The sequence below is a fragment of the Kribbella sp. NPDC004536 genome, from assembly GCF_042873835.1.
In the GTDB taxonomy this organism is placed as follows: domain Bacteria; phylum Actinomycetota; class Actinomycetes; order Propionibacteriales; family Kribbellaceae; genus Kribbella.
On sequence record NZ_JBIALY010000003.1, the window covers coordinates 198,271 to 218,596 of the forward strand.

Annotated in this window: 21 protein-coding genes; 8 read left to right on the top strand and 13 right to left on the bottom strand. The window is 69.3% G+C overall.

Features of this window, described 5'->3' with window-relative positions; all coding sequences use genetic code 11:
* Positions 1-288: 288 nt before the first annotated feature.
* The 8 genes from ACFYRU_RS26125 to ACFYRU_RS26160 form a co-directional block, all read right to left on the bottom strand.
* Positions 289-1,566 carry an extracellular solute-binding protein gene (locus tag ACFYRU_RS26125; RefSeq protein WP_387663196.1) on the bottom strand — a complete coding sequence of 426 codons (1,278 nt, stop codon included), beginning with the start codon at positions 1,564-1,566 and terminating at the stop codon, positions 289-291.
* A gap of 101 nt (positions 1,567-1,667) precedes the next feature.
* Positions 1,668-3,686: a hypothetical protein gene (locus tag ACFYRU_RS26130; protein ID WP_387663197.1), complete on the bottom strand. Its 2,019-nt coding sequence runs from the start codon at positions 3,684-3,686 to the stop codon at positions 1,668-1,670.
* 128 nt (positions 3,687-3,814) lie between these two features.
* On the bottom strand, positions 3,815-4,375 hold the full coding sequence (locus ACFYRU_RS26135) for a hypothetical protein (RefSeq protein ID WP_387663198.1): 561 nt from the start codon (positions 4,373-4,375) through the stop codon (positions 3,815-3,817).
* Position 4,376: 1 nt separating this feature from the next.
* Entirely contained in the window at positions 4,377-5,528 is a 1,152-nt protein-coding gene (locus ACFYRU_RS26140) for an L-histidine N(alpha)-methyltransferase (RefSeq protein WP_387663199.1), read from the bottom strand.
* 57 nt (positions 5,529-5,585) lie between these two features.
* Entirely contained in the window at positions 5,586-5,786 is a 201-nt protein-coding gene (locus ACFYRU_RS26145; RefSeq protein ID WP_387663200.1) for a cold-shock protein, read from the bottom strand.
* 27 nt (positions 5,787-5,813) lie between these two features.
* Positions 5,814-6,950, bottom strand: coding sequence for a Cmx/CmrA family chloramphenicol efflux MFS transporter (locus tag ACFYRU_RS26150; protein ID WP_387663201.1), 1,137 nt, complete (start codon positions 6,948-6,950; stop codon positions 5,814-5,816).
* Positions 6,951-7,063: 113 nt separating this feature from the next.
* Positions 7,064-7,252, bottom strand: a complete 189-nt coding sequence (locus tag ACFYRU_RS26155; RefSeq protein WP_387663202.1) for a hypothetical protein — start codon at positions 7,250-7,252, stop codon at positions 7,064-7,066.
* Complete coding sequence (locus ACFYRU_RS26160) at positions 7,249-8,589, bottom strand: PspC domain-containing protein (protein WP_387663203.1); 1,341 nt, start codon at positions 8,587-8,589, stop codon at positions 7,249-7,251. The genes ACFYRU_RS26155 and ACFYRU_RS26160 overlap by 4 nt, the downstream gene beginning before the upstream one ends.
* A gap of 181 nt (positions 8,590-8,770) precedes the next feature.
* Between ACFYRU_RS26160 and ACFYRU_RS26165 the strand changes: the two genes are divergently transcribed.
* The 4 genes from ACFYRU_RS26165 to ACFYRU_RS26180 all read left to right on the top strand — a co-directional run bounded on the left by ACFYRU_RS26165 (position 8,771) and on the right by ACFYRU_RS26180 (position 13,393).
* Positions 8,771-10,288: a PspC domain-containing protein gene (locus ACFYRU_RS26165; RefSeq protein ID WP_387663204.1), complete on the top strand. Its 1,518-nt coding sequence runs from the start codon at positions 8,771-8,773 to the stop codon at positions 10,286-10,288.
* The gene (locus ACFYRU_RS26170; protein ID WP_387663205.1) at positions 10,285-10,923 is read left to right on the top strand and encodes a response regulator; all 639 of its coding nucleotides are present in this window, start codon (positions 10,285-10,287) and stop codon (positions 10,921-10,923) included. The genes ACFYRU_RS26165 and ACFYRU_RS26170 overlap by 4 nt, the downstream gene beginning before the upstream one ends.
* Before the next feature lie 73 nt (positions 10,924-10,996).
* On the top strand, positions 10,997-11,989 hold the full coding sequence (locus ACFYRU_RS26175) for an ABC transporter permease (protein WP_387663206.1): 993 nt from the start codon (positions 10,997-10,999) through the stop codon (positions 11,987-11,989).
* 81 nt (positions 11,990-12,070) lie between these two features.
* Positions 12,071-13,393, top strand: coding sequence for an aminopeptidase C (locus ACFYRU_RS26180; RefSeq protein WP_387663207.1), 1,323 nt, complete (start codon positions 12,071-12,073; stop codon positions 13,391-13,393).
* Here ACFYRU_RS26180 and ACFYRU_RS26185 read toward each other — a convergent pair.
* Both ACFYRU_RS26185 and ACFYRU_RS26190 read right to left on the bottom strand, forming a co-directional pair.
* Positions 13,382-14,110: an alpha/beta fold hydrolase gene (locus tag ACFYRU_RS26185; protein WP_387663208.1), complete on the bottom strand. Its 729-nt coding sequence runs from the start codon at positions 14,108-14,110 to the stop codon at positions 13,382-13,384. The genes ACFYRU_RS26180 and ACFYRU_RS26185 overlap by 12 nt on opposite strands.
* Positions 14,111-14,151: 41 nt before the next feature.
* Positions 14,152-14,865 carry a PIG-L deacetylase family protein gene (locus ACFYRU_RS26190; protein ID WP_387663209.1) on the bottom strand — a complete coding sequence of 238 codons (714 nt, stop codon included), beginning with the start codon at positions 14,863-14,865 and terminating at the stop codon, positions 14,152-14,154.
* A gap of 43 nt (positions 14,866-14,908) precedes the next feature.
* Between ACFYRU_RS26190 and ACFYRU_RS26195 the strand changes: the two genes are divergently transcribed.
* Positions 14,909-15,979, top strand: a complete 1,071-nt coding sequence (locus ACFYRU_RS26195) for a serine hydrolase domain-containing protein (RefSeq protein WP_387663210.1) — start codon at positions 14,909-14,911, stop codon at positions 15,977-15,979.
* A 91-nt stretch (positions 15,980-16,070) separates the two neighbouring features.
* On the opposite strand, the gene ACFYRU_RS26200 is transcribed toward ACFYRU_RS26195, so the two are convergent.
* The gene (locus ACFYRU_RS26200) at positions 16,071-16,679 is read right to left on the bottom strand and encodes a ClpP family protease (RefSeq protein ID WP_387663211.1); all 609 of its coding nucleotides are present in this window, start codon (positions 16,677-16,679) and stop codon (positions 16,071-16,073) included.
* Entirely contained in the window at positions 16,676-17,269 is a 594-nt protein-coding gene (locus ACFYRU_RS26205) for a ClpP family protease (protein WP_387663212.1), read from the bottom strand. Before ACFYRU_RS26205 ends, ACFYRU_RS26200 begins: the two co-directional genes overlap by 4 nt.
* A 97-nt stretch (positions 17,270-17,366) precedes the next feature.
* Here ACFYRU_RS26205 and ACFYRU_RS26210 point away from each other — a divergent pair, with 97 nt between their 5' ends.
* Complete coding sequence (locus ACFYRU_RS26210; protein ID WP_387663213.1) at positions 17,367-17,723, top strand: hypothetical protein; 357 nt, start codon at positions 17,367-17,369, stop codon at positions 17,721-17,723.
* Here ACFYRU_RS26210 and ACFYRU_RS26215 read toward each other — a convergent pair.
* Positions 17,720-18,601, bottom strand: a complete 882-nt coding sequence (locus ACFYRU_RS26215; protein ID WP_387663214.1) for an alpha/beta hydrolase — start codon at positions 18,599-18,601, stop codon at positions 17,720-17,722. The genes ACFYRU_RS26210 and ACFYRU_RS26215 overlap by 4 nt on opposite strands.
* Before the next feature lie 15 nt (positions 18,602-18,616).
* On the opposite strand from ACFYRU_RS26215, the gene ACFYRU_RS26220 reads away from it, so the two are divergent.
* Together ACFYRU_RS26220 and ACFYRU_RS26225 are read left to right on the top strand one after the other, a co-directional pair.
* On the top strand, positions 18,617-19,714 hold the full coding sequence (locus ACFYRU_RS26220; protein ID WP_387663215.1) for an acyltransferase family protein: 1,098 nt from the start codon (positions 18,617-18,619) through the stop codon (positions 19,712-19,714).
* Entirely contained in the window at positions 19,714-20,295 is a 582-nt protein-coding gene (locus tag ACFYRU_RS26225; RefSeq protein ID WP_387663216.1) for a TetR/AcrR family transcriptional regulator, read from the top strand. Before ACFYRU_RS26220 ends, ACFYRU_RS26225 begins: the two co-directional genes overlap by 1 nt.
* Positions 20,296-20,326 lie beyond the last annotated feature (31 nt).

A 20,326-nucleotide genomic window follows, 5' to 3' on the forward strand; every position in this document is an offset into this window, starting at 1 on the left:
GCCGCCCTGCGGGCGGCGCGGCGCGGGTGGGTGAGGCAGAGCCGGTGCCCGGTCCTGCCTGCCCCGGGCCGCCAGCGGCGCCAGTCTGCCTCGAGCCGGCAGCGGCGCCGGCCTGGGCCGCACCGGCGACGGGCCCCGCCCGACCCGCCGCCGTGTCCGCCTGGCCGACGGGCCTTGCGTCCCGACCCGCCGCCGGGTTCGCCGGGTCGGCGGGTGTTGTGTCCCGACCCGCCGCCGTGTCTGGCGCTGCGTCCTGACCCGTCGCCGTGTCCGGACGGTGGGCGTTGGTCAACGTTGTCTCGAGAGGAGGTCGTTGGCTTGTTTGGCGGCGTCGTCGAGGGCGTCTTGGGGTTGTTTCTTGCCGGTCAGGACGGCCTGGATGTCGGTGCTGAGGAAGGACATGATCTGGCGGGCGGCCGGGTTCGGTTCGCCGGGCACGGCGTACTGCAGGGCGGCGGCGAACTTCGGGGCGTTCGGGTCGGCGAGTTCGGACTTCGCGTCGGTGCGGGGCGAGTAGTACCCGGACGCCTTGGCGAGTCCGTCGAGCTGCGCCGGCTGCATCATGAACGTGAGGAACTTCTTCGCACCGTCGACGTTCGCCGACGCGGCGTTCACCACCAGCCCACCCGGCAGACCGAGCGCGGCCTGCTTCTCGTCCTTCAGCGGCAGCCCGACCTCGACGTTCGCCGCACCCCACGTCTTGGAGACCGTGCCGGCGTCACCCAGTACGGAGCTGAACGACATCGCGACCTTGCCCTTGCCGAACGGCGAGTCGGCGGCCACGTTGCCCGCGGTGAGCGCGGTCTTCGGGATCGCGTCCTCGTCCCACAGCGTCTTCAGGAACGTCAGCGCCTTCAGCCCCGGCGCCTGGTTGAACGTCACGCTCTTGCCGTCGTCCGCGAACACCTTGCCGCCGGCCTGCCACAGCAGCGGATAGAAGTTCAGGTTCAGCGTCGCCTCGGGCGAGGCCGAGTAGTCCAGCGTCTGGAACCCGGCGGCCTTCAGCTTCGGCGCGGCCGCCTTGACCTCGTCCCAAGTCTCCGGCGGCTTGGCGATCCCGGCCTTGGCCAGCACGGTCTTGTTGTACATCGTCGTGGTGACGGTGTGGTAGATCGGTGCGCCGTACACCTTCCCCTGCACGGTCAGGCCCGGTACGGCCGACGGCAGGAACTGGTCCTTCAGCGGGCCCACCACGTCGTCCACCGGTTCCAGGTTGCCGTTCGCGACGTACTGCGGGATCTGGTCCGGGATCATCGGCAGCACGTCCGGGCCCTTCTTGCCGGAGAACGCGGCCGCGAGTTTCTGGTCGCGGTCGGTCCAGGGCTGCTGCTCGATCTTCAGGTCGATGTTCGAGTTGGCCGCCTCGAAGTCGGTCTCGACCTTCTTCCAGTACGTGTCGTTGGCCGCCTTGTCGGCGATCACCGGGTACATCCAGAGCGTGAGGCTCTTCTTGCCCCCGCTGCTGCCGCTGTCACTGCCGCCGCAGGAACTGAGCGCCGCGGCCAGCACGAGCGCCGTGAGTGGTGCCGCAATGCGGCGGACGGTGAGTTGCAGCATGGGTTTCATGGCACCCCCAGGGTGTGTCCGGATGTCAGGTCCGGAAAACGTCAAAAGCATAGAACCTAATAACGGTCAGGACCGAAAGTAGCCGGGGCGAATTTCGGCTGTCAACGGCTGATATCGATCCGGAACAGGTCCGGGCCGTTCGTCATCAGCAGTTCGTGATCTCCACGGACGCCGAGCCGCGAGTGCGCGTGCTCGACGAACAGCGTCGGTACGGACTTGCTGCCCGGCGCGATCCGGTAGATCTTCTTGAGGTCGATGCTCACGTAGACGGCCTCGGAGGTCGCGACGATGTCGCCGCTGGAGGTCGTCGTCCCGAGCGTGAAGGAACGCTTGAGCTTGCCGTTGTCCGGCGAGAGCGCGAACACCGTCTTGCCGGCCACACCCCAGAGCAGGCCGTCCGGCCCGATCGTGACCGACGAGACCGTCGCCGCACCCGGCACCGGTACGGTCTCCCAGAGCTTCTGCTTCGCGGCGACGTTCCACGCGAATACTGTGCCCGCCGAACGGGTCGGAGGCGTGGTCACCAGGCCGCCGGCGATCGACGTGCCGCCGAACACGATGCCGCAGCGGGTCGTCAGGCCGTACACGGACTCGTCCTGCACGACGTTCCGGTACTTCTCGGCGGCCCCGGTTGCCGGGTCGTAGATCACCAGCGCTCCACCGAGCCGATCGCCGTCCGGCACCGTACCGACCGCGATCTTGCCGTCCACCTCGACCAGCGCGCGGGCCCGGGTCTGGAAAATGTCCGGTTTCAGGTTCAGCAGCTGCTTCGGGTTGTCCGGTGTCCCGGGCGGTCCCGGGGAGTACTCCGGGCTGCTCCAGGTCTTCGCCGGGTCGTACGAGTACAGCCTCGCCTCCGGGTACGCGCCGACGTACACCGTGCCGTCGGACGCCTCCAGCAGCGCCTCGACCTGGGAGAACCGGTTGAACTTGGCCTCGCCCGTGTCCGGGTTCACGACGGACACGCCCCCGTTCAGGAAGCCGCCGGCGTAGATGCTGTTCTTCCCGCCGGCCACGGCCAGGATCTGGATCGGCTCCCGCCGGACCTTGGTCTGGAAGATCTCCGACTTGCCGGTCTGCGGGTTGTACCGGAACTCCTCGCCGCGCCAGAGCGTGCCGACCACGCTCGTCCCCGGGTAGTCGGGCAGGTTCAGGTCGGCGTACCCGATCGAGCGGGCGTTCTGGATCCGGCCGGTGAACGTCAGGCCGGTCCCGGTCAGCGTCTTGGTCGCCGGGTCGTACTTCTTCAGCTCGCTCGCCTGGATCAGGTAGATCCCGCCGTCCGCGCCGATCGGCGAGATGTCCAGGCCGTGCTCGTTCGGGATCGTGTCGACCCAGGTCCGCGACGCGATGTCCCAGACGTACAGCGGGCCTGGGAATGCGGTGCTGACCCGGGTGTACATCCGGCCGCCGCGTACGTTCAGGTCGTACACGACCTGGTCCTTCGGGTCGCCCATCCCGGGCGGCGGCGGAATCTCGGTGACGGTGCCGGTGTCGACGTCGACCTCGGAGAAGTACGCGTCCGGCTCGGAACCGGTGTAGAGCTTGCCGTTCCAGTAGTCGATGCTCTTCACGTACCCCTGGCCCGCCTTGATCGTGCCGTAGTCGCGGACCGCGCCGGTCGCGTGGTCGTAGCGGAACACCTTGCCGTGCGGGTACGTGCCGCCGTACACGTTGCCCTGCTCGTCGAGGGTGATCCGCAGGATGAACGTCTCGCCGGGCAGCGGCTGCCCGAGGTCGTCCACGGTCGTCGCGCCCGGCCGCAGACGGTACAGATGACCGTTGTAGTAGGTGCCGGCGTAGATGGTGCCGTCCGGCGCGGCGGCGACCGCGTAGCTGCCGTCGCCGCCGGGCAGTGGCGCGGACAGCAGGCTGTCCCCGGTGGCCGGGTCGATGGCGTTCAGGTACGCCGGGGTCCCGCTGGACACGTTCCAGATCGCGGTCTTGCCGTTCGGGCCGGGCGCGACCGTGCCGCCGATCAGCAGTACGTCGGACAGCGGCCGGCCGAGCGGGACGACCGTCGCGGTCGGCGGATTGTGGCCCGCCTGGGCGGGAGCCGCGAGTGTGGTGACGAACAGCGCGGTGAGGATCAGGGCGAGAAGTGAGCGGGCTGGTCGCATGCGATTGCCTCCGGGGTGCCGTATTTACGGTCCTGTCCGAAAGTGAAGCGCCTGCGGCGTGACGAAGTCAACGACTCAGGGAAATTTGCCACTACTGGCAGCGAACGGTCCGGTTACGGCCTCGGCCGTTAAGCCTTGGGTAGCTTGTCCAGTAGTTCCTGGAGCATCTCGCGGGTCGCCGCGAGATAGCTGTCGTCGCGCTGCAGTGCCCGGCGGAACGCGGCCAGTTCGGCCGGCGAGATGGTGTTCGAGAACGTGCTGACCTCGGTCAGGTCGAGGCGCCGGTTGAACAGATGTACGGTGTCCCGCCAGCGGTGCAGCAGCCCGACCAGCTCGGCGTCCTTGTGCAGACCGAGGGCACCGGAGACCAACGCGAGGTCCACCGCGGACACGATCAGCCGCGGGTACACCTGCCGGGTGGTTGGCGCGTCCGGCGAGAACCGGGGGTCGTTCAGCGTCCGGGTGTTCTCGTGCAGTTCGTCGGCGACCGCGCGGAGGACCTCCGTACGGCGCTCCGCCTCGGACGTCAGGCGTTCCACGAAGATGCCGGTCAGCCCGGCGACCAGCGTCAGCGTGTTCACCGCCGGGTCGAGCCGCCCGTTGCCCGGGTTGATGACTGCGATCACGCCGAGTACGAAAGCGGCGGCGAGCAGCCCGTACGTCACCAGGCTGACGACGGTCCGTTTCACCTCACACTGACCAGATGTCGTCGGCGAGGGTGTGCGCGGCCTCGCCGGCCGCCTCCGGGGCGAGCAGCAGCAGCTCCAGGCCGAACGGGTTCGCCCGGCGGGCGTACCGGAACTGGGACTGGATCGCCTCGATCGGGGTCAGCTTGCACGCCTCGGTGAGCCGCTTGAGCCGGTCGGTGGAGTACTTCCGGGTGGTGTAGAGCCGGATCGTGTCGCCGACCGGCAGCACCACCTCGGTGTGGTCCGGCAGCTCCATCCGGATCTCCGCGCCGGTGTCGTTCTGCCAGAGGATCTTCACCAGCAGCGCGTCGTCGTCCTCGACCGCGCCGACGAACCGGACCAGCTCGTTGCTGATCTTCAGGTCGGTGTTGTACCGCAGCGCGCTGGTCACGAACTCCGCGAACGCCCGGGTCTGGTGGTACTCGTCCGCGGCCGCGTCGGCGGTCTCCTGGTCGAGTCGCGTCGTGCTGGCGACCTCGAGCAGCAGCCGGTCCTGCGGGCGGAGCACCCGGGTGAGGGTGGCGAGGAGCTCCTGGTCGCTCTCGAAGTTGGCCAGCGTGTTGCCGGTCAGTGTGAACAGGATCGGGTCGTCGCCGACCAGCCGGGCGAGCATCTGGCCGAGCTCGTCCATGTTGTCGTCGATCGAGAAGTCCAGCTGCACGGGCAGCACCTGCGACACCGGGAACCGGGCGCCGCGGACGGGCTCGAGCGTGCCCATCCGCAGCATCTCCGAGCTCATGTCGACCGGGATGTAGTACATGTCCGGGTTGTTCCGGCGCATGTCGCCGAGGATCGTCCGGTCCTTCACGCCGGTGCCGACGCCGAGGCTGACCAGGTGGAAGCCGCCGTTCTCGACGTGCGGCCGGACCTTGCGCCAGTGCCGCAGGAACGACTCCGCGCCGGCCTTCATCACCAGGTAGAACGGGTCGTTCGTCGCGTTCGCCCAGGCGATCGTCGGGCCGATGCCCCAGTACGAGAAGCCGGACGTGATCTGCTTGCCGTCGCCGGAGTCCGAGAACGGGCCGCGCAGGTCACCGGTGAGCGTCGCGAGCTTGTCGGTCTGGTCCTCGCCGACCAGCAGCAAGGACCAGGCGAAGTCGTCGTCCGCCAGCGCATGCTCGAGCTTCCGGATCACCGGTACCGGATCGGCCACGTCTCACCCCTCACACGATGAGAGGTCAGGTTACCGGTTACCGGTCATCACTGCCTGTCAGATCGGAGTGACCGCGTCGGCCTCCCGGCCCTTGGGGCCGTCGACGATCTGGAAGTCGACCTGCTGGCCGTCCTCGAGCGTCTTGTACCCGTCGGAGACGATCTTGCTCCAGTGCACGAACACGTCGTCCTGACCGTCGACGGCCAGGAAGCCGTACCCCTTGTCCGCGTTGAACCACTTCACGGTGCCGCGCACCATCGAATCTCCTCGACCACGGAACCCGCTCTACCCAGGCCCCTCGCGACCAGCAAGTTTAATCGAGCCCGCGAGAACCAGCGCGCAGGCCATCAGCGCGGCGCTCACCCAGAGCGGGCCGCGGAAGCCGGACCCGCCGATCGCGAGCCCGCCGAGCACCGGCCCGGCGGCCGCGCCGACGTTCAGCGCGGCGGTGGCGAGCCCGCCGGTCAGGATCGGAGACTCCGAGCCCGCGTACAGCGCGTACGCGATCAGGGTCGACCCGACCGCGAAGGACAGCGCGCCCTGGACGAGCACGAGGAGCACGGACGGTACGACGTACGCCGACGTCAGGGCGAACCCGATCCAGCCGAGCAAGAGGATGCCCCCGGCAACGAAGACGGGTCGATGGTCGCGGCGGTCGGCGTACCGGCCCGCCACCGTCACGCCCGCGAACGAGCCGAGGCCGAACAGCGCGAGCAGAACCGGGACCCACCCGGCGCCGAGCCCGGTGACGTCGGTGAGCACGGGCGACAGGTAGGTGAACGAGCAGAACGTGGCGCCGTTCACGAGCGCGCCGAGCAGCAGCAGTGCGGCGAGCCGCGGCGACACGCTGAACCGGGCGATCGAAGCCGGTCCGGGAGAACGTGACGGGACCGAGCGGAGGATCCCGATCAGCGCCGGCAGCGAGATCAGGGCGACCGCCCAGAACGCGGACCGCCAGCCGAGGTAACGCCCGAGCACCGCACCCGCCGGTACGCCGACGATGCACGCGAGCGTCGTACCGCCGAGGAGCACGGACGTCGCGCGGCCCTTGGCGTCCGGGTGGACCAGGCTGGTCGCGGTGGCGAGCGCGATGGCCAGGAAGCCCGCGTTCGCGAGGGCGGCGAGGACGCGGGTGGTGAGCAGTACGGCGAAGCTCGTGGTCAGCGCGCCGACGACGTGCACGGCGAGGAAAACGGTCAGTGTCGCGAGCAGGGTCCGGCGGCGCGGCCAGCGGGCGCCGAGAACGGCGATCGCCGGTGCGCCGGCGATCATCCCGAGCGCGAACGCCGAGGTCAGCCAGCCGGCGGCCGGGATCGAGACGCCCAGGTCCTGGGCGATCTGCGGGCCGAGCCCGGAGAGCATGAATTCAGAGGTCGCCTGGGCGAAAACGGCCAGGCCGAGCAGATACAGCACGAAAGGCATGGAAGTACTCCGCAACCATGAGAAGACGGCATGAGGTCGTCTCCGGCCGGCTCAACGTGCGAGCGGCCGGTGGTTACGGTTTGTCTGCCTCCGGGCTGGACATGCGCAGAAGTCTAGCCGCGGTGTGAGGCTGCCAGGCCGAGGAGGCCTGCGGTCACCAGCAGGAGGGCGCTGGTGACGCCGATGTCGTCGGTCTGCAGGACGCCGTTGTCGGTGAGCATCCAGATCGTGGCGGCACCGGTCAGGACGGTGCCGGCCACCACGCCGGGAACATCCGGCTTGGTCTTGCGCTGCTGGCTCATCCGCGTTCCACCTTGATGCTGCCGAGTTTGAGGTTCAGGTCCAGGGTGACCTGGTCGCCGGCCTTGGCGTCGGCGCCGAGGTCGTCGAGCGTCAGCCTCGCATTGTGCCCGCTGTGGTCGTCGCCGGAGAAGGCCACGTCTCCCATGTCGGCCGACAGCTGCCCCTTGAGGTCGACGTCCGCGGGCACCTTGACGATCACCTCGCCGATGCCGCCGTGCACCTCCACCTTCGCGTCCTTCGCGAACTTCGCCTTGGTCAGGTCCAGGTGCAGCGACCCGCCGTCGAACCGGTAGATCGAGCTGGTCGACGTGATCGTCGTACCGGCCGGCGCCACGTAGTTCGTGTCGGCGAAGTTCCGCGGCACGTTGGTGAAGACCGTACTGGCGATCGCGCCGAGCGCGAGCAGGATCCCGAGCGGCAGCAGGCCGAGCGTACGGCCGACGAAGCCGCCGATCAGCATGCCGGCGCCGAGCGTGGCCAGGCCGATCACGAGCATGGTCGCGGTGGAGGCGTGCGCCAGCGCGGCGATCCCGATCGCGAGACCGGTCAGGACGACGACGATCGACTTCACCCCGCGCATGCCCCTCGCGGGCGGCGCGGCCGGCTCACGGGTGGCGGTCGTACGGGTGGAGCCGGCGGGCTCGTCGACGTACAGGCCGAGAGGGTCGTCCTCGGTCCACACAGGCTGGACCGGTTCGACGGTGCGGTCCTGGGGTCGCTGTGTGGCCGAGGACGACGGGCCCGCCGGGGGAGCTGACGGGCCGGTCTGAGGTGGGGTGTACGCCGAGGTGTACTGCTGGGACGAGTACGGCTGCGTGGTGAACTGCTGGCCGTTCGCGGGCGTGTCCTGCGGCCGCGGCGGTTGCTGGTTCTGCGCCTGGTTCTGCGCCTGATTCTGGGCGTTCTTGTTGTTCTTGCGGTGCTTGGAGAGCAGCCAGATCACCGCCACCACGATCACCGGACCGGGCACGAAGTGGCCGAACTTGAACGACGACATGGTCGCGATCGCGGCGAACAGGCAGATCCCGATCACCACCGGCCAGAACCACGGGTGGTCGGTCCGGACCCGGTCGCCGAGTACGCCCTGGACCGGCGCCCGGTCGCTGCCCTCCTCGGGCATCAGCAGCCAGGCGGCGAGGTAGAAGACGATGCCCGGGCCGCTGATGATCAGCACCGCCATCACCACGCGGACCAGCACGGGGTCGATGTTCAGCGAACGGCCGATGCCGCCGCAGACACCCGCGACCCAGCGGTCCGACCTGCTCCGCCGCCAGCTCTGGGGGTTCTGCAGGCGGTTGCGGTCGAACCCGGCGGGTCCACTCTGGTTCTGCTCCATGCCATCGATACTCACACCAGTTCCCGCGCCGGACATCGGGGATGCACCCTGACGACCCCCGGAGTGGACCGAATTCGGGGTTCACCCCGAGCCGACCCTGAGTGCGGCGGGCGCCCGCTGAGGAGGCGGCCGGGGACAAGCCTGCTGGTGTCCGGCCTGTCCACATGTGACGATCGTGGTGATGAGCCAGCCAGCAGCCGCGCCGCCGGGCGGACCCTCCGACCAAGGTAACGGAGCCCCGCCTGCGGACACTCCTGGGCAGAACCAGGACCAGTGGCGCTACAAAGGCTGGGGCCCGCAAGGCCCGGCCGGCCAGTACCAGGGCCCGTACGCCGCCTACGCCGCGCGGATGAGCGCCCAGGCAGGCGTCTCGGGCGGGTACACCGGTCCGTTCAGCGGTTCGTCGTACCAGTCCGCGCCGCCGCGGCAGGACGCGCCGCCGCGCCGGGCGTACCGCCGTACCGAAGGACGCGTGGTCGCCGGTGTCGCCGGCGGCATCGCGGACCACCTCGGCATCTCGGACACCGTCGTACGGCTCGTACTGATCGCGACCACCGTGTCCGGCGGTTTCGGCGTACTGATCTATGCGGCCCTGTGGTTCCTGATGCCGCTCGCGCCCGAAACCGTGCCGGGCGCGCCCGGCCTGGCCGCGCACACCCGCTCCGGGATGCGGAGCGACGAGCCGCCGGCGCCGGTGACCGAGGCGAAGCAGCGCAAGCGGGAGAAGAGCCGCGGCCAGTTGCCCGCCTTGATCGCGATCGGGATCGGTGTGCTGATCCTGCTGCAGGTGGCCGGGTTCGGCATCGCCGGGAAGCTGTTCTGGCCGCTGGTGTTCGCGGCCACCGGTCTGGCGCTGATCTGGCGACAGGCGGACGAGGCCCAGAAGGACAAGTGGACGCAGGACATCCGGGTACCGATCCTCGGCCTGGTGCTCGGCAAGGGCGGCTGGAAGTCGCTGGTCCGGATCGCCGTCGGCCTGGTCCTGCTCGGGACCGCCGTGACGCTGTTCCTGGTCCAGAACGGCCGGCTCCAGATGGTCGGCGACGTACTGATCGCGCTGCTGCTCGCGGTGGTCGGGATCGGCGTGATCGCCGGCCCGTGGGTGCACCGGCTGACCCGCGACCTGAACTCCGAGCGGGCCGAGCGGGTCCGCTCGCAGGAACGCGCCGACATGGCCGCCCACCTGCACGACTCGGTACTGCAGACGCTGGCGCTGATCCAGAAGCAGGCCGAGGACCCCAAGGCGGTCGCCCGGCTGGCCCGCTCCCAGGAGCGCGAGCTGCGGTCCTGGCTGTACGACGAGGAGCACGACGCCGACCAGACCGTCGCCGGGGCCGCGAAACAGGCCGCCGCCGAGGTCGAGGACTCGCACGGCGTACCGATCGAGGTGGTCACGGTCGGCGACTGCGACCTGACCGAGCAGCTGGCGTCGATGGTCCGGGCCGCCCGGGAGTCGATGGTGAACGCGGCCAAGCACTCCGGTGCGGCGAAGATCGATGTGTTCGTCGAGGTGGACGGCGACCGGGTGGAGATGTTCGTCCGGGACCGCGGCAAGGGCTTCGTGGTGGACGACGTCCCCGACGACCGGCTCGGTCTGCGGCACAGTGTGATGGGCAGAATGGAACGGCACGGCGGCCGCGCGACGGTGCGGTCCGATCCGGAGACAGGGACCGAAGTGCGACTGGAGATGGACAGATGAGCAGACGCGTTGTCGTCGTCGACGATCACGACATGTTCCGGGCCGGGGTACGCAGCGAGATCGGCAGCTCGGTCGACATCGTCGGGGAGGGTTCCGACGTCGACACCGCCGTGAAGGCGATCGTCGGCACCGAGCCCGACGTGGTGCTGCTCGACGTACACCTGCCGGGTGGCGGTGGTACCGAGGTGATGAAGCAGGTGCACCAGCGGCACCCGGAGGTGAAGTTCCTGGCGCTGTCGGTGTCGGACGCCGCCGAGGACGTGATCGGCGTGATCCGGGCCGGTGCCCGCGGGTACGTGACCAAGAACATCTCCGGTACCGAGCTGGTGGACGCGATCAACCGGGTCGCCGAGGGCGACGCGGTGTTCTCGCCGCGGCTGGCCGGCTTCGTCCTGGACGCGTTCTCCGGCGCGATCGACATCGCCTCGGTGGACGAGGACCTCGACCGGCTGTCCCAGCGCGAACGGGAGGTGCTGCGGCTGATCGCCCGCGGGTACGCGTACAAGGAGGTCGCCCGCGAGCTCTTCATCTCGGTGAAGACCGTGGAGACCCACGTGTCGTCCGTACTGCGGAAACTGCAGCTGTCCAACCGGCACGAACTGACCCGCTGGGCGACCGACCGCCGCCTGGTGTGACGCCGCGCCCTGTGAGGCGTCTGACAAGGCGCCCCCGGGGTACTTCTGCTGGAACCGTGCGACTATTCGGCGCGTGGGGTTCTACATAGTCCGCCGGCTGGTCGCGGCGTTGAGCGTCGTCCTGGCCACCCTGGTGGCAACTTTCGCGCTGTTCTTCGTCGCGCCGACCGATCCGGCCGGCGCGATCTGCGGCGAGCGCAACTGCACGACGCAGCGGTACAACGAGATCAAGGCGAACCTGCACCTGGACGAGCCGAAGGTGCAGCAGTTCGCCCGCTTCGTCGAGGGCATCGCGGTCGGTCGCGACTTCGAGACCTCGGGCGTGGTGCAGCACTGCAGCGTGCCGTGCCTCGGGTTCTCGTTCAAGAACGACCAGCCGGTGACAGGCCTGCTGATGACTCGGCTGCCGGTGACGGTGTCGCTGGTGCTCGGTCAGGCCGTCATCGTGTTGACCGTGGGGGTCGCGGCTGGTGCCATGGCTGCGCGGCGCCGGGGCACGCTCGGCGACCGGATGCTGATGAGCGGTGCGCTGCTGGTCAGCGCCGTGCCGTACTACATCGTCGGCCTGCTCGCGGTCCTCTACCTGACCGTCCTGCATCCGATCCTGCCCCGCGGCGGCTGGACCCCGCCGACGCACAACCCGCTGAAGTGGTTCGCTGGGCTGCTGGCGCCGTGGCTCGTGCAGGGGCTGTACGGCTGCACGGACTACGCCCGGTTCGCCCGCGGCTCGATGGTGGAGACGCTCAGCGAGGACTACATCCGGACCGCCCGCGCGAAGGGCCTCGCCGACCGTACGGTCACCTACAAGCACGCGCTCCGCGCCGGGCTGATCCCGGTGATCACGATCTTCGGCCTCGACATCGCCGGCAGCCTGTCCGGCGCGATCTTCACCGAGAAGCTGTTCGACCTACCGGGTCTCGGCATGCTGTCCCTGGACAGCGTCAACAACTACGACCTGCCACTGATCATGGGCACAGTCCTGCTGGCCACAGTCTTCCTGGTAGCCCTCAACCTGATCGTAGACATCACCTACAGCCTGATAGACCCCCGCGTCCGCCTGACCTGAGTGGCGCGTTTTGGCCAGGGCATCGATACGCCACTCCGTGGCGGCGGTCCGGGCTTGGTGGCTGTTATACCGTCGACTGTTATGGAGCGGAATCTCACAGCCGATCAGCTCGCGCTCTTCGAGAAGGAGTTCGCGTCGAACCCGCAGTACCGGGTGATGCAGAACGCCGTCACGCAGACGCCGGTCAACAGCATCGCCCTCGACCGTCAGGTCCTCACCTCGATCGACCATTCGGTGTCGAACCAGTTGGACGACTGGAAGGTGACGAACCAGAAGAAGAGCGGGCGGTGCTGGATGTTCGCCGGCCTGAACCTGCTCCGGGTCGGCGCGGCCGAGAAGCTCGGGGTCAAGGACTTCGAGTTCTCCCAGAACTACGTGCTGTTCTGGGACAAGTTCGAGCGGGCCAACTTCTTCCTCGAGGCGATCATCGAGACCGCGGACCGCGACGCCGACGACCGGACCGTCGCGCACCTGCTGTCCGACCCGATCGGTGACGGCGGCCAGTGGAACATGTTCATCGCGGTGGTCCGCAAGCACGGTCTGGTGCCGAAGTCGGCGATGCCGGAGAGCGAGAGCTCGTCCGCGACCGCGCAGATGAACGACATCCTCCGCAAGCTGCTCCGCCAGGGTGCCCGCGACCTGCGGGCGCTCGGCGACGAAGAGGCGCGCCGCGAGCGCAAGGGCGAGATCCTGACCACCGTGCACCGGGTGCTGAGCATCCACCTCGGTACGCCGCCGCAGAAGTTCCTGTGGCAGTGGAAGGACAGCGACAAGGGCTTCCACCGCGACGGCTGGGTCACCCCGACCGAGTTCGCCGCCGCGTACGTGCAGCTCCCGGTCGACGAGTACGTCTGCCTCGTGCACGACCCGCGGTCCACCAGCCCGGTCGGCAAGACCTTCACCGTCGACTACCTCGGCAACGTCATCGACGCGCCGCCGGTGGTGTACCTGAACGTCGAGATCGACCTGATGAAGAAGCTCACCCAGGACGCGATCGTCGGCGGCGAGCCGGTCTGGTTCGGCTGCGACGTCGGCAAGCAGATGAACGGCGAGCTCGGCTTCTGGGACGCCAAGCTGTACGACTACGGCGCCGTCTACGACACCGAGTTCACGCTGGACAAGGCCGAGCGCCTGGTCCACCACGAGACCCTGATGACGCACGCGATGCTGTTCACCGGCGTGGACGTGGTCGACGGCGAGCCGCGCCGCTGGCGGGTCGAGAACAGCTGGGGCGACGAGAAGGCCGACAGCGGCTTCTGGACCATGAACGACTCGTGGTTCGGCGAGCACGTCTTCGAGGTCGCGGTCCGCCGCTCCGCACTGCCGGCCGAGCTGCAGGCGCGCCTGGACGACGCACCGATCGTGCTCCCCGCGTGGGACCCGATGGGTGCCCTAGCCCAGTAGCAGTTCCAGCGCCTCGGACGGACGCTCCAGGGTCGGCAGGTGGCCGGCCCACGGGAGCCGGACCTGCTCCGACGACGGCAGCCGGTCGGCGAGGTAGTCCGCGCTGTCGGTGAAGAACGCGAAGTCATGCGCGCCCGTGATCAGTCGCACGGGCGCGCTGATCTTCTCCGGCTCGACCGGCCACTCCTCGTTGTCGACGTCGCCGGCCGCCAGCTGTACGTCGTACGCGCGCTGCTGCATCGCCCGGAGCAGTTCACGGGCGTCGTCGTCCGCGTCGGGGCCGATCCAGCGGCGTACGGTCAGGTCGGTCGCGCCGTCGACGTCACCGGCCTCGAGCAGCTTGTTCTCCTCGGCCCACAGCGCGCGGAGCTCGTCGTCGGGCTGCACGTTGTCGGTCGGCGCGCACACCAGCACCAGCCGCGAGAACAGCTCCGGCCGCCGGGTCGCGACCTGCTGCACGACGTACCCGCCGTACGAGGCTCCGACCGCGGTCACGTCGTTCGCGCCGAGCTCTTCGAGCAGCGCGAGGACGTCACCCGCGTCGGAGTACTGCGGTACGAGCGGCGTCTCGCCGTACCCGCGAAGGTCGAGCGTGATCACGCGGTACCGGTCCTTCAGCTCCGCCACCTGCCGCGCCCACATCCGCGAGTCGGCCACACCGGCATGCACCAACAACAGATCCGGGCCGTCCCCGGTCACCTGATAAGAAATCGTCATGGCTGCACCTTCCACGGTGCCGGCACCGGCGAGCAAACCGATTACATACGGACGACGGTGAATGCTTCCGCGTAGTGGTTGGCCGGGAAGCCTGCGGTGGTGGCGACGCGGGCGAAGTTGGCGCGGATGCCGGTGCGGAGGCCTTCGGGGTCGCGGTGCTGGCTGGTGTGGGACATCAGCGCGGCCAGCTTCTGGTCGAACGTGTCGGTGACGTCGACGTAGTGGTTGGCCGTCGGGTGGTCCATCATCCACAGTTCGCCGACGTTCCAGGCCTCTTCGTCCAGGTCCGGGTAGGCGTACGGGTTGCCGGCGGCCGGGTAGAAGGCGCGGACGGTCGCCTCGGCCGCGGCCAGGTGGTCCGGGTGCGAGACCTGCAAGCGGTTCCACGAGCGCTCGGGGGACTGGGTGAGGATGCGCTGCGGGCGGACCGTGCGGATCACCCGGCTGATGTCGCGGACCAGTTCCGCGGTCGGCTCGACGGCACCGTCCTGGTAGCCGAGGAAGTGCAGTTCGTGGACGCCGACGTGCTGTGCGGCGGCGGTCTGCTCGGCCCGCCGTACGCCGGGGATCTCCGCGCGGTCGCGGTCCGGTTCGAAGCCACCGGCCTGACCGTCGGTGACGATGCAGTACTGCACCTCGAGGCCGGCCTTGGTCCACAGCGCGACGGTTCCGGCGCCGCCGAAGTCGATGTCGTCGGGGTGCGCGACCACCACGAGAACGCGTTCGATTTCACTGTCCGGTCGTGGTTCGCTCACGGGTTGACACTAGCTGCTTGCGCGAACGGGCACAGTGGGATTTATGGAGTTCGGTGGCACCTGCGATCCACAGGACGCCGGCTTCGACCCCGATCGGCTCGCGGAGGCGATCGGGCTGGTCGAGGCGCGCGGCGGGATCGCCCAACTGTGCGTCGTCCGCGACGGCCGGGTGGTGCTCGACCGCTCCTTCGGGTGCTCACCGAACGCGTTGTTCTGGCTCTTCTCCGCGAGCAAGCCCTTCGTCGCTGTCGTGATCCACCAGCTGGTCGAGTCCGGGCGGTTGCACCTCGACGACGCGGTCGCGGCGTACTGGCCGGAGTTCGCCCGGAACGGGAAGCGTGAGATCACCGTCCGCGAGGTACTGCGGCACCGGTCCGGCCTGTCGCACGCCGGCTCGTTCGTCGGCGAGGCACGGGCGATGGCCGACTGGGAGCGGTCGCTGCGCCGGATCGAGGACGCCAAGCTCCGCTGGCCGATCGGGACCGTCGCGTACAGCCCGCTGGCGTTCGGGTTCGTGCTCGCCGAGGTCGCTCGGCGGTGCAGCGGGGTGCCGATCGGGGAGCTGGTACGCCGGGGCGTCCTCGAACCGCTCGCGCTCGGCGACACGTTCCTCGGAGTGCCGGCCGATCGGCTGGACTCGTACGTACCGATCAAGGCGGCCGGTCCGGCCGGGCCGTTCTTCCAGTCGGTGCTGAACCGGCGGAGTACGCGCGCCGCCGTCGTACCGGCTGCCGGGGTGTCGACGACGGCGCGAGACCTGGCGACGTTCTACCAAGGGCTGCTTGTCGGTGCGCTGCTCGACCCGGAGACGCTCGCGGTCGCGGTCGAGCCGAGCAGTGAGGGTGAGTTGGACCGGACGGCGCGGGCGCCGATCCGGTGGTCGCAGGGGTTCCAGCTCGGCGGACCGCGCTGGCTCGACGGTGCGCCGACGTCGCTCGGGTCGCTGAGCAGCCCGCGGACGTTCGGCCACAACGGCAGCAACTGCTGCATCGGCTGGGCCGACCCGGACCGCCGGATCGCCTACGCCTACCTGACCAACCGCGTCGGCCGCCCGCACGCCGACCTGACGCACCACGCCGCGGTCGCCGACAAAGTGCTGGCGGCCGCCGACTAGGACCGCCAGGCCATCACAATCACGGTTTCCCGCGGCGCTCAGGCGCGAGCGCGGGCCGGACGGGCGATTGTGGTGGCCTGGAGATCCGGCATCACGTCAGCGCGGCGAGCGGGGCTCGCTCGGCGATCACGTGGTCGACGATGCCGTACGCCCTCGCGCCCTCGGCGGTCAGGACGTGGTCGCGGTCGGTGTCGTGCCGGAGCTGCTCGACGGTCTGGCCGGTGTGCCGCGCGAGGATCTCCTCCACCTGGCCACGGACCCGTACCACCTCGTCGGCCTGCAGGATCAGGTCCGGGATGGTGCCCTGACCGCGCCCGGCCGGCTGGTGCAGCACCACCCGCGCGTGCGGCAGGATCGCCCGGCGCCCCGCCGTACCGGCCGACAACAGCACCGCCCCGGCGGAGATCGCCTGGCCGACACCGTACGTCGCGACCGGCGACTGGATGTACTGCATGGTGTCGTAGATCGCCAGCATGGCGGACATGTCGCCGCCCTCGCAGTTGATGTAGAGGTTGATCTCCGCCTCGGGTTTGTCCGTCTCCAGGTGCAGCAGCTGCGCGATGATCGCGTTCGCGACACCGGAGTCGATCGCCGTACCCAGGTAGATGACCCGCTCGGTCAGCAGATGCGAGTAGACGTCCATGATCCGCTCACCCCGCGGGTGCGACGCGATCACGTTCGGAATCGTGTAACTGCTCATGCGGCCGCCCTCCGTGGCATCACCTGGTCGAACGACTCGACGATGTGGTCGATGAAGCCGTACTCGCGGGCCTGTTCCGACGTGTACCAGTGGTCGTGCAGGGAGTCCTCGTGGATCACGTCGAACGGCTGCCCGGTGTCGCTCGCGATCAGCCCGAGTACGGTGTCGCGGATGTGCCGCAGGTCGTTCGCCTGGATCTCGATCTCCACCGCGGAGCCGCCGATCCCGGCCGAGCCCTGGTGCATCAGGATCCGCGCGTGCCGCAGCGCGAACCGCTTGCCCGGCGTACCGGCCGACAGCAGGAACTGCCCGGCGCTGCAGGCGAGCCCGATCGCCAGCGTCGACACGTCGCACGGCACGGTCCGCATCACGTCGCGGATCGCCAGCATCGACGGCACCGAACCACCCGGCGAGTGGATCCAGAACGCGATGTCGGAATCCGGGTCCTCGGCCGCCAGCGTCAGGATCTGGGTGGCCAGCAGGGTCCCGAGGTCGTCGTCGAGGGCGCGGTCCAGGACGACGATCCGCTGCGCGAACAGCCGCTGCCGCGCGGTCTCGTTGAACAGCGGCGCTTTCATGTCTTCTGCCATGTTCCAAGAGTCGTCCGCGCCGGTCGCCCGAACCCAGCTTTTCTGCTGACGGCAAGTCTGCTCACAGCAAAGCCACTGTTGTGGCAATCTCTCGCAGGTGATGTTGACTGACGAGCTGTCCGAGCAGGAGCGCGCGCTGCTGGAGCTGACGGCCACGCCGGCGGCGACGCTGCTCGGTGCGGTGTCGATGATTCTGCGGACGACGCTGTTCACCGCGGACCCGGTCGCCTGGGTGGACATGTGGCAGGCCCGCCCGGACCTGGCCCGGATCGAGTGGATGGACGGCCCGGAGCTCGCCGACGTCGTCGCGCAGCTCGCCGCGAAGGACTACGAGGGCACGATCGAAGGCGTCCCCGGCCTCCGCATCACCTCGTACGACGACCACAACGCGAAGCTGCACTGGATCGGCACCGGTACGCCCGTACTCCTCCAGCTCACCCGCCAGACCTCCTAGAGCGCCTCCGCCAACAGCTCTCCGAACCCGGCCGGGAACGCATGCCCGAGCCCGGGAATCCGCTCGATCGTGCACCCGAAGGCGGTCAACTCGGCCGCCTTCCCGTCCACCACTTCGAGCAGGTCGTCGTCCGTCCCGACCCAAACAGTTGCCGGCGACAACGGATTGGCGGCGGCGTCGGGGAGCTCCCGCAACGCCGGCGCCACCGCGAGTACGCCGGCCACCGGCGCGGGCCGCGCGGTCAGTGCCCAGTCCAGTGCCGCCCGTCCTCCCGCGGAGAACCCGGCCGCGATCACCGGACCGTGCAGTTGCAGCTCGGCCAGAGCCCGCCGGATGTCAGCCGCGGCCTGCTCACGGTCGGGCCAGGTGCGGTACCTCGGCGACATCCGCCGCGACGACTGCACGCACACCAGCCCGTACCCGTGATCCAGTACGCCACCCCAGTCCTTCCGCGCATGCGCCGCAGTCTGTCCGGCGCCGTGCAACGCGACGACAACCCCGACCGCAGGCCGATCAGGTAGCTCGACCAGAGCCGGTACGACGTCGTCCGAGACCCGCTCTCGCGACACCGCGACCACGCGCTCGAACTCGGGCCGCCCACGCAACGCCACCAGATCGTCGTCCCCGGTCAGGATCTCCGGCACCCACCACGCCCCAGCGTCAGTCGCCTCTGCCAACACCCGCACCGCCTCGTCGGGATCCCCGTTCAGCGCAAGCACACACGCCCGAACCTGCGCCAGCTCCGCCCCCCACTCCTCGAGCCCCGCGGCCTCCGCATCCAGCAGCCGCAACGCCGCGTCGTACTCGGCTGCCTCGTACAACGCGAACACCCGGTCGCTGAGGTCGTCGTACCTCTCGGTCTGATCCACGGGCAGCATGGTAGATTACTGTCCATGTGGACAGTAAATGCTCCAATCGGACAGTCGGCGCGGCTGGACTTTCTTGATCGGCTCAAGCTTGGGCTGGTCGGGCTGGTGGTTTTGCATCACGCGGCGCAGCCGTACGGGCCGCCGGACTGGTGGTATGTGCAGGGGACCGAGCGGTGGGAGCCGCTGGAGCGGTTCACGGTGGTGAACGGGGCGTTCTTCATGAGCCTGTTCTTCGCGATCTCGGCATACCTGCTGCCGCGGTCGTACGAGCGCAAGGGCGGCCGGCGGTTCCTGGCGGACCGGTTCCGGCGGGTCGGGGCGCCGTTCGTGTTCGGGGTCGCGGTGATCGTGCCGGTGCTGATGTACCTGTACCACCGCACGTACGGCAGCTACCCGGAGTTCTCGTTCGCGCATCTGTGGTTCCTCCAGCATCTGCTGGTGTATGCGCTCCTGTACGCCGGTTGGCGGGCGATCCGGCGCCGTCCGGTGATCCTCCAGGAACCACGCCCGCTCACCGGCCGGACGATCGCCGGGTTCACTGCGGTGATCGCGCTCGGGACGTACGTGATCCGGATCAAGTGGCCGGTCGACACCTGGGTCGGCATCCTCGGGTTCATCCAGGCGGAGGTGTCCGACCTCGTGCAGTACGCCGGGCTCTTCGTCGCGGGACTGTTCGCGTACAAGTACGCGTGGCTGACCGGCACCACCCGCCGTACCGGCTACACCTGCCTGGCGATCGGCGGCGCGCTCGCGATCGCGCAGTACGCCGCGTATCCGGAGCTGTCGCGGTACTACGCGCCGGGCGGAACGAGCTTCCGGTCGTTGGTCTGGTCGACGGTCGAAGGGGCGATGTGCGTGACCTTGTGCGTCGGGCTGGTCGTGCTGTTCCGCGAGTACGTCAACCGGCCGAACGCCTTCCTGGCCCGGCTGGGCGCGGCGTCGTTCACCGTGTATATCGTGCATGTGCCGGTGGTCGTCGTACTGCAACTGCTCGTCCGGGATCTCGCAGCTGCGCCACTGGTGAAGTTCCTGCTGGTCGGAGCGATCGCGCTGCCGGTCAGCTTCGTCCTCGCGGCCGGGTTGCGCCGTGTCCCGTACCTCCGAGCCTGGGTAGGAGCCTGATGGTTGACGCACGGTCCTCGGACCTGACCGCGCGGGCACGGCTGCGGCTCGCGGCGTTGCGGTTGTTCGCCGAGCACGGGTTCGAGGCGACCTCGACGCGCGCGATCGCCACCGAGGCGGGTGTGTCGCACGCGTTGCTGCGGCACCACTACGGCTCCAAGGACGGCCTCCGCGCCGCGGTCGACGAGGACGTACTGAACACCTTCGACGAAGGTCTCGCCAAGCTCGACTCCGACGACCTGGCCGCGCTCGGCCAGGTGACCGCCCAGCTGTTCGGCTCCGACGAGCTTCGCCGGAACTATCTGCGCCGCGTCCTGCTGGAGGGCGGGCCGGCCGGGATCGCCGTGTTCCAAGGCCTGCTCGACGGTGCTCGCCGGCACCTGGCCGCGTTGCGCACCGGGCCGGTGGACGAGGCCGACACCCGCTGGGCGCCGTACCAGGCCCTGTTCCTGATCCTCGGCCCGATGCTGCTCGAACCGGTACTGGCGGCGACGCTGGACACCCCGGTGTTCGCGCCCGGTCCGCTCGCCGAACGGAGCGCCGCGAACCAGCGCCTGATCGCCAGAGGGCTGCTCGGCTGACCGGTTTTCGGAAACTGTCCGGGGGAGCGCC

Bases quoted from the DNA above. Each gene is read 5' to 3' on its own strand.
- ACFYRU_RS26155 (WP_387663202.1), bottom strand. From the start codon at position 7,252: ATGAGCCAGCAGCGCAAGACCAAGCCGGATGTTCCCGGCGTGGTGGCC.
- ACFYRU_RS26125 (WP_387663196.1), bottom strand. From the start codon at position 1,566: ATGAAACCCATGCTGCAACTCACCGTCCGCCGCATTGCGGCACCACTC.
- ACFYRU_RS26130 (WP_387663197.1), bottom strand. From the start codon at position 3,686: ATGCGACCAGCCCGCTCACTTCTCGCCCTGATCCTCACCGCGCTGTTC.
- ACFYRU_RS26225 (WP_387663216.1), top strand. From the start codon at position 19,714: ATGGTTGACGCACGGTCCTCGGACCTGACCGCGCGGGCACGGCTGCGG.
- ACFYRU_RS26160 (WP_387663203.1), bottom strand. From the start codon at position 8,589: ATGGAGCAGAACCAGAGTGGACCCGCCGGGTTCGACCGCAACCGCCTG.
- ACFYRU_RS26185 (WP_387663208.1), bottom strand. From the start codon at position 14,110: ATGACGATTTCTTATCAGGTGACCGGGGACGGCCCGGATCTGTTGTTG.
- ACFYRU_RS26195 (WP_387663210.1), top strand. From the start codon at position 14,909: ATGGAGTTCGGTGGCACCTGCGATCCACAGGACGCCGGCTTCGACCCC.
- ACFYRU_RS26205 (WP_387663212.1), bottom strand. From the start codon at position 17,269: ATGGCAGAAGACATGAAAGCGCCGCTGTTCAACGAGACCGCGCGGCAG.
- ACFYRU_RS26165 (WP_387663204.1), top strand. From the start codon at position 8,771: ATGAGCCAGCCAGCAGCCGCGCCGCCGGGCGGACCCTCCGACCAAGGT.
- ACFYRU_RS26150 (WP_387663201.1), bottom strand. From the start codon at position 6,950: ATGCCTTTCGTGCTGTATCTGCTCGGCCTGGCCGTTTTCGCCCAGGCG.
- ACFYRU_RS26180 (WP_387663207.1), top strand. From the start codon at position 12,071: ATGGAGCGGAATCTCACAGCCGATCAGCTCGCGCTCTTCGAGAAGGAG.
- ACFYRU_RS26170 (WP_387663205.1), top strand. From the start codon at position 10,285: ATGAGCAGACGCGTTGTCGTCGTCGACGATCACGACATGTTCCGGGCC.
- ACFYRU_RS26220 (WP_387663215.1), top strand. From the start codon at position 18,617: ATGTGGACAGTAAATGCTCCAATCGGACAGTCGGCGCGGCTGGACTTT.
- ACFYRU_RS26215 (WP_387663214.1), bottom strand. From the start codon at position 18,601: ATGCTGCCCGTGGATCAGACCGAGAGGTACGACGACCTCAGCGACCGG.
- ACFYRU_RS26145 (WP_387663200.1), bottom strand. From the start codon at position 5,786: ATGGTGCGCGGCACCGTGAAGTGGTTCAACGCGGACAAGGGGTACGGC.
- ACFYRU_RS26200 (WP_387663211.1), bottom strand. From the start codon at position 16,679: ATGAGCAGTTACACGATTCCGAACGTGATCGCGTCGCACCCGCGGGGT.